Source organism: Rhizobium sophoriradicis, assembly GCF_025200795.1.
In the GTDB taxonomy this organism is placed as follows: Bacteria; Pseudomonadota; Alphaproteobacteria; order Rhizobiales; family Rhizobiaceae; genus Rhizobium; species Rhizobium sophoriradicis.
Window position 1 is genome coordinate 3,699,393 of record NZ_CP104152.1, and the last position, 10,608, is coordinate 3,710,000.

The 10,608-nt window shown below is 60.6% G+C and carries 7 protein-coding genes, 1 tRNA gene and 2 rRNA genes (1 of these 10 cut by a window edge); 7 read left to right on the forward strand and 3 right to left on the reverse strand.

Annotated elements, in window-relative coordinates; genetic code table 11:
• Positions 1-62: 62 nt before the first annotated feature.
• From N2597_RS18145 to N2597_RS18175, 7 genes are all read left to right on the forward strand, one after another.
• Positions 63-1,271: a TIGR03862 family flavoprotein gene (locus tag N2597_RS18145; protein WP_183600114.1), complete on the forward strand. Its 1,209-nt coding sequence runs from the start codon at positions 63-65 to the stop codon at positions 1,269-1,271.
• 99 nt (positions 1,272-1,370) lie between these two features.
• Positions 1,371-2,330, forward strand: coding sequence for a helix-turn-helix domain-containing protein (locus N2597_RS18150; RefSeq protein WP_183600116.1), 960 nt, complete (start codon positions 1,371-1,373; stop codon positions 2,328-2,330).
• A 166-nt stretch (positions 2,331-2,496) separates the two neighbouring features.
• Complete coding sequence (gene adh, locus N2597_RS18155; RefSeq protein ID WP_096772241.1) at positions 2,497-4,005, forward strand: aldehyde dehydrogenase; 1,509 nt, start codon at positions 2,497-2,499, stop codon at positions 4,003-4,005.
• Positions 4,006-4,160: 155 nt separating this feature from the next.
• Positions 4,161-4,550 carry a DUF779 domain-containing protein gene (locus tag N2597_RS18160; protein WP_009986469.1) on the forward strand — a complete coding sequence of 130 codons (390 nt, stop codon included), beginning with the start codon at positions 4,161-4,163 and terminating at the stop codon, positions 4,548-4,550.
• Between the two features lie 101 nt (positions 4,551-4,651).
• Positions 4,652-5,359, forward strand: coding sequence for an SDR family NAD(P)-dependent oxidoreductase (locus tag N2597_RS18165; protein WP_039622429.1), 708 nt, complete (start codon positions 4,652-4,654; stop codon positions 5,357-5,359).
• Between the two features lie 144 nt (positions 5,360-5,503).
• Positions 5,504-6,637 (forward strand): calcium:cation antiporter, encoded by a 1,134-nt coding sequence (locus N2597_RS18170; protein ID WP_183600117.1) that lies wholly within the window; start codon positions 5,504-5,506, stop codon positions 6,635-6,637.
• 221 nt (positions 6,638-6,858) lie between these two features.
• Positions 6,859-7,623: a bestrophin-like domain gene (locus N2597_RS18175; protein WP_183600119.1), complete on the forward strand. Its 765-nt coding sequence runs from the start codon at positions 6,859-6,861 to the stop codon at positions 7,621-7,623.
• 145 nt (positions 7,624-7,768) lie between these two features.
• Here N2597_RS18175 and N2597_RS18180 read toward each other — a convergent pair.
• The 3 genes from N2597_RS18180 to N2597_RS18190 form a co-directional block, all read right to left on the reverse strand.
• A tRNA-Met gene (locus tag N2597_RS18180) sits at positions 7,769-7,845 on the reverse strand.
• Between the two features lie 95 nt (positions 7,846-7,940).
• Positions 7,941-8,055, reverse strand: a 5S ribosomal RNA gene (gene rrf, locus N2597_RS18185).
• 212 nt (positions 8,056-8,267) lie between these two features.
• Positions 8,268-10,608, reverse strand: a 23S ribosomal RNA gene (locus N2597_RS18190) (it continues 600 nt past the right edge of the window).

Sequence of the window (10,608 nt, forward strand, 5' to 3'; positions counted from 1 at the left end):
CCTTGCGGGCAATCGATGCCCGCGCCAAAACTGCGGGCAGACAGAATCGGGCGAAGATATCCATGGACCAGAAGCGAATTGCGATCATCGGCGGTGGCCCGGCGGGCCTGGCAGCCGCCGAACTGCTTTCGCTCTCCGGCCATGCGGTAACGGTCTACGACGCCATGCCGACCTTCGCCCGCAAGTTTCTGCTGGCCGGCAAGTCGGGGCTGAACATCACCCATTCCGAGGATTATGCCCGTTTCGGCACACGCTTCGGCGCCGCCTCTGCCCGACTGCGCCCCGCTCTCGATGCCTTTACCCCTGGCGATATCAGAGATTGGGCAGCAGGGCTCGGAACCGAGACTTTCGTCGGCTCGTCCGGCCGGGTTTTCCCTGAGGTGATGAAAGCCTCTCCCTTGCTGCGCGCCTGGCTCAAGCGGCTGGAGGCGCAGGGCGCTACGCTGCGCCCCCGCCACCGCTGGGTCGGTTTTGCCGAAGAGGGCTATGTTTTCGAAACGCCGGAAGGGCCCAGCATCGTTCATTGCGATGCCGCCCTGCTGGCGCTCGGCGGCGCTAGCTGGCCGCGCCTCGGTTCCGATGCACGCTGGCTGCCGTGGTTATCGGAGAAGGGCGTCGAGATCGACGCCTTCCGGCCCGCCAATTGTGGCTTCGTCGTCGGCTGGAGCGAAAGCTTCCGCGAGCGTTTCGCCGGCGAACCGGTGAAATCGGTCACCGGCACCTCCGATGCCGGCACCTTACCCGGCGAATTCGTCATCACCGCAAACGGCATCGAGGGCAGCCTAGTCTATGCCCATGCGGCAAGCCTTCGCGACCAACTGCTGAACCGCGGCAGCGCTGCCCTGACGCTCGACCTCGGCCCGGGCCGGACGGTTGAAAGGCTGACCCGCGACCTCACGCGGCAGGACGCCAAATCGAGCTTTTCAAACCGGCTGCGCAAGGGCGCCGGCTTCAACGGCGCCAAGGTGGCGTTGCTGCGTGAACTCGCTTCCGAGCGTGACCGAAGCGATCCGGGACGTCTCGCCGGCCTGATCAAGGCCCTGCCGGTGCCGGTCCTCGAAACGAGGCCGATCGCCGAGGCCATCTCCTCGGCCGGCGGCATCCGCTGGAGCGGCATCGACGAAAACTTCATGTTGAAGGCGCTGCCGGGCACTTTCGTCGCCGGCGAGATGCTCGACTGGGAAGCGCCGACCGGCGGTTATCTCCTCACCGCCTGCCTGGCGACCGGCCGCGCCGCCGCACGCGGCATCGATGCCTGGTTGCGGCGCTGAAATCGCCATAGCCAAAGGTCTAGGCGATCGCCAATGCCGGCCATTTGCAAACCGGCCGCTTTTCCATCAGACTATTCTGACGTTCCGTGGGAGGAGCCGATGCACGAACACTCAGCACACGCCGAGCATGTCTACAGCTCTGCCCAGCGCGATTCGGCCGCTGCCAGCTCTCCCGTTGTCGCCTCCTGGCGGCGATGCATGACCATGCACCAGCTCGCCCCCGAGGATGAACGTGCGCCGATCCGCCTGACCGATGAGGAATTCCGGCGTGCCCGCGAGCAGTCCGGGCAACTGATCGCCAGTGCCACGGAAGAGCTCGATCGTCTCTTTACCAGCGTTGGCAAGGCGGGCTGCTGCCTGCTTCTCACCGACAAGAACGGCATCGCTCTGGAGCGCCGGGGTGCTGCCGGCGACGACAAGGAATTCCGCGAACTCGGCCTCTGGACCGGCTCGATCTGGACGGAGGCGAGCATCGGCACCAACGGTATCGGCACCGCGCTTGCCGACGAGCGGGCCGTCGCCATCTTTCGCGATCAGCATTTCTTCTGCGCAAATACCAGCCTCAGCTGCACGACGGCGCCGATCCGCGACCATCGTGGCCGGCTGGCCGCGGCCCTCGACATCTCCACCTGCCGTGAAGACGTCAATGAAATGACGCTGGCGATCCTGACGCAGACCGTGCGCGATTCGGCGATGCGCATCGAGCTCAACCTCTTCCGCGCGGCCTTTCCCAGCGCCCGTTTCCTGATGGTGCCGGCCGGCGTCAATTCGGCCGCCGCCCTGCTGGCCGTCGACCGGCACGACCTCGTGCTCGGCGCGACGCGCGCCGCCCGCATCGCGCTGCAGTTGGACGACAGGCGGATTGCCGCCGGCATTCCGGCCGCCGATGCCCTGCATGAGGCCGGCGTCTCCCAGGAAGATGAGATCGTCGAGGCGGAGAAGGCGGCATTGCTGCGGGCGCTGTCGCGCGCCGGCGGCAACGTCTCGCAGGCGGCGGTCGCGCTCGGCATCAGCCGCGCCACCCTGCACAGGAAGATGAAGAAGCTCGACCTCCACTGATCGGCTTAAGGGTTCCGCCGCGACGGTAATCGTGACTGGATCCTGTCGCAAGTTTGCGACACTGTGCACTGCGGTATCGAAGAGCCGCCCTGTTCCCTTCGCCGGAACCCGCACATTTTCCTCCCACGGGTTCGCTTGGGAACCTGGATCATCAAGGGAGGATGACATGCTTCATCAGAAAATCGTCGAATCGCCGTTCAAGCTGAAGTACGGCAACTATATTGGCGGCGAATGGCGCGACCCGGTCGAAGGCAAGTATTTCGAAAACCTGACGCCGGTTACCGGCGGCAAGCTCTGCGACATTCCCCGCTCCGATGAGAAGGATATCAATCTCGCGCTCGACGCCGCTCATGCGGCCAAGGAAAAATGGGGCCGCACTTCCGCTGCCGAGCGCTCCAATATCCTCATGAAGATCGCCCAGCGCATGGAGGACAAGCTGGAATTGCTCGCCCAGGCCGAGACCTGGGACAATGGCAAGCCGATCCGCGAAACCATGGCGGCCGACATTCCGCTGGCGATCGACCATTTCCGCTATTTCGCCTCCTGCATCCGCGCCCAGGAAGGTTCGATCGGCGAGATCGACCACGATACGATCGCCTATCACTTCCACGAACCGCTCGGCGTCGTCGGCCAGATCATTCCCTGGAACTTTCCGATTCTGATGGCCACGTGGAAACTGGCTCCGGCGCTGGCGGCCGGCAACTGCGTCGTGCTGAAGCCAGCCGAGCAGACGCCGGCCTCGATCCTGCTCTGGGCGGAACTGGTCGGCGATCTGCTGCCGCCCGGCGTGCTCAACATCGTCAACGGTTTCGGCATCGAGGCCGGCAAACCGCTGGCGACCAGCCCCCGCATCGCCAAGATCGCCTTCACCGGCGAGACGACGACAGGCCGGCTGATCATGCAATATGCCAGCCAGAACCTCATTCCGGTGACGCTGGAGCTTGGCGGCAAATCGCCCAACATCTTCTTCGCCGATGTGATGGCCGAGGATGACGACTTCCTAGACAAGGCGCTCGAAGGTTTTGCGATGTTTGCCCTCAACCAGGGCGAAGTCTGCACCTGCCCGAGCCGCGCCCTCGTCCAGGAATCGATCTACGAGCGCTTCATGGAAAAGGCGGTCAAACGTGTCGAGGCAATCAAGCAGGGCAACCCGCTCGACAGCGCGACGATGATCGGCGCCCAGGCTTCGACGGAGCAGCTCGAAAAGATCCTCGCCTATCTCGACATCGGCAAGCAGGAAGGCGCCGAAGTCCTGGCTGGCGGCACCCGCAACGATCTCGGCGGCGACCTGGCGAACGGCTATTACGTCAAGCCGACGATCTTCAAGGGTCACAACAAGATGCGCATCTTCCAGGAGGAGATCTTCGGGCCGGTGGTCTCGGTCACGACTTTCAAGGACGAGAAGGAAGCACTCGAAATCGCCAACGACACGCTCTACGGTCTCGGCGCCGGCGTCTGGAGCCGCGACGCCAATCGCTGCTACCGTTTCGGCCGCGAGATCCAGGCCGGCCGTGTCTGGACCAACTGCTACCACGCCTACCCCGCCCATGCCGCCTTCGGCGGCTACAAGCAATCGGGCATCGGCCGCGAAACCCACAAGATGATGCTCGAGCACTACCAGCAGACCAAGAACATGCTGGTAAGCTACAGCCCGAAGGCGCTTGGCTTCTTCTGAGATGGTTCAGCTAGCGGGAGAGCGTCAATTCCCCAGGGGGAGGGGCTTAAAGTGCCGCCCCGACAATGAAGCAGTTCAACGAGTTAAGCCCCTCCCCCTTGTGGGAAGGGGTTGGGGAGGGGACTTCTTCCTCCCGAAAACCTGGAGGAAGACCGATGGAAACCACCGTCAACGGCGAACCGCGTGTTCTCGCAACCGACGCAGCCCTCGACCTGATCGCTGAGATCAAGCGCGATCATCCCGATATCCTCTTCCATCAGTCAGGCGGCTGCTGCGACGGCTCCTCGCCGATGTGTTACCCCGCCAATGAATTCATGGTCGGCGACAGCGACGTCAAGCTCGGCGAGATCGGCGGCGTCCCGGTCTATATCAGCGCCAGCCAGTTCGAGGCGTGGAAACACACACAGCTGATCATCGATGTCGTGCCGGGCCGGGGCGGCATGTTCTCGCTCGACAATGGCCGCGAGAAACGCTTCCTCACCCGCTCGCGCCTCTTCAGCGGCGGTGAGGCCTGCGCCGTGCCGGATTTGACGTCCCGCGCATAGTTTAGGGATGTCTCTTCTTGTCTCGGCGGCGGGCTTAAGCTACCGCTGTCGTCAGCGCGGAAGCAGGGCGACATCAGTCAACAGCCAGGAGATCGATTGTGATAAACGATCAGAAAGCCGTGATCGTCACGGGAGCCGGCGGCAACCTTGGCAGCGCCGTTGTCCGCGAGCTTGCCGCCGGCGGCGCCAAACTCGTCTGCATGAACCGGTCGAGCCAGGAACTGGAAGCCTTGGCCGGCGAGCTTCCCGCCTCCACCGAGTTCCTGTCGATCGCGGGAACGGATCTCACCGATTATGGCTCTTGTGCTGCCGCCGTCGCGCGGGCTGACAAGCGCTTCGGCGGCGTCAGCGCCCTCATCAATACGGTCGGCGGCTTCCAGATGGGGCCGGTCGGGCCGGATGCGCCTTCCCAATGGGACACGATGATGAGCGCCAATGCCCGCACTGCGCTGACGATCAGCGCTGCGGTGCTCCCGACCATGAAGGCGGCCGGCTACGGCCGCATCATTCATGTCGCCGCCGCCCCCGGCCTGAAGGCCGGCGCCAATCAGGCGGCCTACGCCGCTTCGAAAGCCGCCGTCATCCGGCTGACCGAGGCGATTGCGGCGGAAAATCGCGAACACCGCATCACCGCCAACTGCATTCTGCCCGGGACGATAGACACGCCTGAAAATCGCGCCGCCATGCCCAATGCGAAGACGGACGGCTGGGTATCGCCGCAATCGATCGCCCGCCTCATCGCCTTCCTGATTTCGCCAGCCGCAGCTATCGTTACCGGCGCGGCGATCCCGGCGACCGGCCGCGAATAAAGCAAGGTCTTACACGTGTTGTACGGTTACATGCCGCTCGGCTTGCGGTACGTTTCCTTCTCTTAGGGGGCGCGGACAGCGGGCGGGCGCGATGATGTTCATGATCGCTTTGCGGCGGCATTTGCCGGAAGGCAGGTGGTTCCGATGACGGATGGTCCTGCATTGCGCGCTGTCAGTGCCACCAGCCTGCTGCGCGAGGAATGGTTCCTCGGCGTCAGCGTCGCGACGAGCTTGGTATTTCTGGCTTTCCAGGAGCAGCTTTTCGGGCGGCTTTCCCACCCGCTTTGGTTCACCGTTGTTTTCGTGTGGCTGTTTGCCGTCGTGCTCGGCTCCGCCCTGTCGGTCGTGCGGCACGCGGATCATTTGGCGGAGCGGCTGAAGGAGCCTTACGGCACGCTCATTCTGACGCTTGCCATCACCTCGATCGAGGTGATGGCGATTTCAGCCGTCATGCTTCACGGCGAAAACAATCCGACGCTTGCCCGCGATACGCTGTTTGCGGTCGTCATGATCATCCTGAACGGCATGGTCGGCCTGTCGTTGCTACTCGGCGCGTGGCGTCGGCCGGAACAGCAGCACAATCTGCAGGGCGCCAACGCCTATCTCGGGGTGATCGTGCCGCTGGCCACCTTGAGCCTGGTCATGCCGACATTTCTGGCAGGCCCGGACGGACAGGATTCATCGGCGCCGAGACAACTGATCCTGGGCATAATATCGGTCGGCCTTTATGGCACGTTCCTGATTCTGCAGGCCGGCCGCCATCGGGACTATTTCACCGACGACAGCAACCGCCACGAGCCCCCCGGCGAACGTCACCCTCACCATGGACCGGTCTGGCCGCATGCCATTCTGCTTTTCGCCTATATGGGTCCGGTCGTCTTCCTGGTCGAACAGCTTGCGCGGCCGATCGATTACATTATCGAGACCCTGCATGCTCCGACCGCATTTGGCGGTGTCGTAATGGCGGTCCTCGTCGCGACGCCCGAGGCAATCAGCGCCGTGCGCGCATCCATCGCCAACAATCTTCAGCGCTCCGTCAACATCTTCCTTGGTTCGGTATTGTCGACGATCGGACTGACGGTGCCGGCGATGCTCGTTGTCAGTCAGCTCTATGGCCACACAGTGACACTCGGCCTGGAGCGCGGCGATCTGGTGATGCTCCTGCTCACACTTGCCGTCAGCATCATTACCTTTGCGAGCGGCCGCACGCATCTCATGCAAGGTGCCGTGCATCTGGTGCTTTTCCTGGCTTACGTGCTGCTCATTTTCCAGCAATGACGCCCGCCCGGCGATATCTTGCCGACCGAAACCCACTCGAAAAACGGCGCTAAAAGACCGGGAAAGTAAAAGTTCCGCGCCCGGCCAGTCTTCCGTTATGATCCGGGAGCTATTGCACGGCGTGCAAACAATCGCAGTGGCTGAAGCACTCAAAGTCCTACAGCGTCCTTTGCCCGTCTGAAAAGACGCGCGCGGCGCTGAAGGCGATACGGAGACCGGACTTGGGCTCACTGTTACTTGGCGGGCTTGTATTTATGTTTCTGTCGACCGCAACGGCGATCGGATTGATCGTGCGCGGCCGCTTGCCGGATCATCATCTCACTGCCGAATCCAAGGACGTCATCAGGCTGGCGACCGCGGTGGTGGGGACGCTGTCGGCCTTAGCGGTCGGCCTTCTGATCGCCTCGGCCAAGTCCACCTACGACAACGCCGAAGTGGAGATGAGAACGGCGGCCGCACGGGTGCTCTTGCTTGACCGCGTCATGGCCCAATACGGGTCGGAAACCGACAAGGCGCGGCAGTTGCTGCGTGAATTGATCGAGAAACGGCTAAGCCACGGCTGGTCGGCCGAAACCACCGACGAGGCATCCGGCAAGGCGCTGGGGGAATACCAGGATATCGAGGCGGTTCAGGGCGACCTTCGGGCCCTTTCGCCGAGGGATGCCGTGCAGCTTTCTCTCCAGGCCCGTGCTCTCGAGGTGAGCGGCATGCTGGCCGAGACCCACTGGCTGCTGGTCGAATCCGGCAAAGAGGGTTTGCCCTGGGCCTTTCTCGCCGTTCTCGTCTGTTGGCTTGGCCTGCTTTTTGCGACCTTCGGGCTGCAGGCGCCGGCCAATCCGACGCTGCTGTCAATTCTGCTGGTCTGCGCCCTCTCCGTCGCCGGCGCGATCTTCCTGATTACGGATATGGCCAACCCCTATGTTGGCCTTATCCATGTTTCCGATGCACCTTTGCAATCGGCTATCGAACGGCTCGGGAAACCCTAAGCATGTCGCGCAAAGGTCAGCGCGCAACAGGAATACGACCTGCAGCGCCGCTCGGAATCGATCAGAACGCCCAGGAGTCCGTCGCCGTCCTGTTCTGTCGCCCGCAAACGCAAAAAAGCCCGCACGAGGCGGGCTTTTGTTTATTTGGTTGCGGGGGCAGGATTTGAACCTGCGGCCTTCAGGTTATGAGCCTGACGAGCTACCGGGCTGCTCCACCCCGCGGTGTTATATTAACACGAAAGGCCGCTTGATGGGCGGCCTTTTGATCGGCTTTGGGCCGTTGGATGTGATGAGAAGATTATAGTTGCGTTTTGCAGACCTGGCAGCGACCTACTCTCCCGCGTCTTAAGACGAAGTACCATGGGCGCAGGGGCGTTTCACGGCCGTGTTCGGAAAGGGAACGGGTGCAGCCACCCCGCCATAACCACCAGGTCGGCAAAGCGCAACTTTGTTTTGAGAAGCTGGATTTGGTTTTGAGCGAATAGGGAGTAGCGAATAGCGAATAGGACTATTTGTTTCTCTTTCGCTGGTTTTGAACACGTCTTTGGAGCGATTTGGGAGCAACTATTCGCTACCCCCTATTCGCTTTTCGCTCACCGGACGAACACTTCGTGTTCGCCGGGAGATGAGCACAGTCAATGAGAACGATCAAGCCGATCGAGCTATTAGTACCGGTAAGCTTCATGCGTTGCCGCACTTCCACACCCGGCCTATCAACGTGGTCGTCTTCCACGGCTCTGATAGGGAACACTCGTTTTCAGGTGGGTTTCCCGCTTAGATGCCTTCAGCGGTTATCCCGTCCATATATAGCTACCCTGCTATGCCCTTGGCAGGACAACAGGTCCACCAGAGATATGTCCATCCCGGTCCTCTCGTACTAGGGACAGATCCTGTCAATATTCCTACACCCACGGCAGATAGGGACCGAACTGTCTCACGACGTTCTGAACCCAGCTCACGTACCGCTTTAATTGGCGAACAGCCAAACCCTTGGGACCTGCTCCAGCCCCAGGATGCGATGAGCCGACATCGAGGTGCCAAACAACCCCGTCGATATGGACTCTTGGGGGTCATCAGCCTGTTATCCCCGGCGTACCTTTTATCCGTTGAGCGATGGCCCTTCCACGCGGGACCACCGGATCACTATGACCGACTTTCGTCTCTGCTCGACTTGTCAGTCTCGCAGTCAGGCGGGCTTATGCCATTGCACTCGACGACCGATTTCCGACCGGTCTGAGCCCACCATCGCGCGCCTCCGTTACTCTTTCGGAGGCGACCGCCCCAGTCAAACTACCCACCATACACTGTCCCGGACCCGGATGACGGGCCGCGGTTAGACATCCATGACGATAAGGGTGGTATTTCAAGGATGGCTCCACGGAAACTGGCGTCCCCGCTTCAAAGCCTACCACCTATCCTACACATGCCGACACGAATGCCAGTGTAAAGCTATAGTAAAGGTGCACGGGGTCTTTCCGTCTGACCGCAGGAACCCCGCATCTTCACGGGGAATTCAATTTCACTGAGTCTATGTTGGAGACAGCGGGGAAGTCGTTACGCCATTCGTGCAGGTCGGAACTTACCCGACAAGGAATTTCGCTACCTTAGGACCGTTATAGTTACGGCCGCCGTTTACTGGGGCTTCGATTCAAAGCTTGCACCTCTCCTCTTAACCTTCCAGCACCGGGCAGGCGTCAGACCCTATACGTCGTCTTGCGACTTCGCAGAGCCCTGTGTTTTTGATAAACAGTCGCTACCCCCTGGTCTGTGCCACCCCATCATACTTGCGTAAAATGGGGTCACGCTTCTTCCGAAGTTACGCGTGCAATTTGCCGAGTTCCTTCAACATAGTTCTCTCAAGCGCCTTGGTATACTCTACCTGACCACCTGTGTCGGTTTCGGGTACGGTCTATACGGTGGAGCTATTTCCTGGAACCGCTCCGCTGCCCTGATAATCCAATAAACCAGAACAACTTGTGCAATCCGTCACTACCACCAGGCCCACGAATATTAACGTGGTTCCCATCGACTACGCGTGTCCGCCTCGTCTTAGGGGCCGGCTAACCCTGCTCAGATTAACTTTAAGCAGGAACCCTTGGTCTTTCGGCGAGAGGGTCTCTCACCCTCTTTATCGTTACTCATGTCAACATTCGCACTTCCGATACCTCCAGGAGCCCTCACGGGTCTCCCTTCATCAGCTTACGGAACGCTCCGCTACCACGTGTATTGCTACACATCCTCAGCTTCGGTGCATGGCTTCAGCCCCGTTACATTTTCGGCGCAAAGACCCTTATTTAGACCAGTGAGCTGTTACGCTTTCTTTAAATGATGGCTGCTTCTAAGCCAACATCCTGGTTGTTTTGGGATCCTCACATCCTTTCCCACTTAGCCATGACTTGGGGACCTTAGCTGGAGGTTAGGGTTGTTGCCCTTTTCACGACGGACGTTAGCACCCGCCGTGTGTCTGCCGAGTAGTACTCCCCGGTATTCGGAGTTTGGTTAGGATCAGTAAGACGGTGAGTCCCCATAGCCCATCCAGTGCTCTACCCCCGGGGGTATTCGCTCGACGCTCTACCTAAATAGATTTCGCGGAGAACCAGCTATTTCCGAGTTTGATTGGCCTTTCACCCCTAGCCACAAGTCATCCCAATCTATTGCAACAGATGCGGGTTCGGTCCTCCAGTTGGTGTTACCCAACCTTCAACCTGCTCATGGCTAGATCACTCGGTTTCGGGTCTAATGCAACAAACTATATCGCCCTATTCAGACTCGCTTTCGCTGCGCCTACACCTACCGGCTTAAGCTTGCTTGTTACACTAAGTCGTTGACCCATTATACAAAAGGTACGCCGTCAGGGTTGCCCCCTCCGACTGTTTGTAGGCATCCGGTTTCAGGTTCTATTTCACTCCCCTTGTCGGGGTGCTTTTCACCTTTCCCTCACGGTACTTGTTCGCTATCGGTCATGCACGAGTACTTAGGCTTGGA